Genomic DNA, 1,438 nt, shown 5'->3' on the forward strand with positions numbered 1-1,438 from the left:
CGGTCGTACTGGTCATCGTTGCCGCAGGTATACTCACGTTACTTACCGATGGGATCCTCTTTACGACGGCATCACGGATACAACGTACCGGAAGAGCGGTCGCCTTGTCCAGGTAGCTCACCGCACTTCCCCCATACAGATCAAGTATATATCCGTAGCTCGTATTGGCATACTGCGTACTGCTCCAGTAACGGCTATACCCGCCACGGCTGTCCAGCACACCATTGGTAGCAGCCAATACTCCCGCCGAGTGAAGCTTCAGTACCGATGCAAAGGCATCTCCTGCTCCGCCCCAGTTCTGTGGTGGCGCATCCGCATTCAGCCATTCTACACGCGTTGGTAAACGCCAGCCTAAGCCAAGAAGAAGGTTACATGGGTCTCTGTCGGACACCCAGTCACTGCTCTCTGAAATCGCACTTATCCACGACGTCCAGGCATTCGATGGCGTACGAAGCGTACCCTCATATTTATAGCCCTGTGCCCTGTTGAACTGCCAGTACCAGCCTGCAGATAACTCGGTGGCATCCGCTACCGCTGTCGCCTGCTGGCTCGCTCCAAGGTTCTGAGTCAGCCAGCAACGCGCTGCTCCCGATATATTACTGCTGATGGAATGATAGGTCACCGTCTTGCTCACTGGTGCACCGTTCAACCCTTCTGTGTGGATCATGGTAAACTCGGTCGGACAAATCTTAAAGCTGCTCACTTCAGGACTATAGGATACTCCTTCACTATTGATCGCATAGGCTCGTACATAATACGTCGGACTTTCGGTCAGACCACTCAGCGTCGCTGAAAAGCCTCCTGTTCCCTTACCTGATTTGACAACCGTTCCACTGATGATATCCGGTGTTCCGGTAGTGTTCCAGCACAATCCGCGTTCCGTTACTTCGGCCCCTCCGTCTGTTGCTCCTGTAGCGGTACCAAGCGCTGAATTCTCCGTCATCTCTTTGGTAAGGAAGGTCACATTACTCACTGTCGGTGCCCTCTTTACAATATTATCACGCAGACAGCGTACCGGTAAGGCTGTGGCCTTATCCAGGTAACCTACTGCACTACCGTTATACAGATCCAGCATATACCCATATGCACTGCTCACATACTGCGTGCTGCTCCAGTAACGCCCATAAGCTCCACGACCGTCAAGAACCCCGCTGCCAGGTACCAGTACGCCGGCTGAATGTAATTTCAGTACCGAGTTGTAGGCATTCGTCGCGTTCGTCCAGTTCTGTGGTGGTGCATCTGCATTCGTCCATTCCGAAGAAGTCGGTAAACGCCAGCCTATGCCCAGAAGCATATTACATGGGTCGTTCGCTGCAGCCCAGTTCGCCCCTTCTGAGATCGAGGTGATCCACGCGGTCCAGGCATTCGATGGAACACGGCCCCCGTCATACTTATATCCCTGTAAGCGGTTGAACTGCCAGTACCACCCTGATGCTCC

1 protein-coding gene is annotated in these 1,438 nt (G+C 53.5%); it reads right to left on the reverse strand.

Going from position 1 to position 1,438, the window contains the following annotated elements; genetic code table 11:
- Positions 1-1,438 (reverse strand): hypothetical protein (locus tag ACNOHI_RS24455; RefSeq protein WP_420477335.1); only part of this gene is annotated, 1,438 nt, incomplete at both ends.

Source organism: Noviherbaspirillum sp. ST9 (genome assembly GCF_048799745.1).
Classification (GTDB): Bacteria; Pseudomonadota; Gammaproteobacteria; order Burkholderiales; family Burkholderiaceae_D; genus Noviherbaspirillum.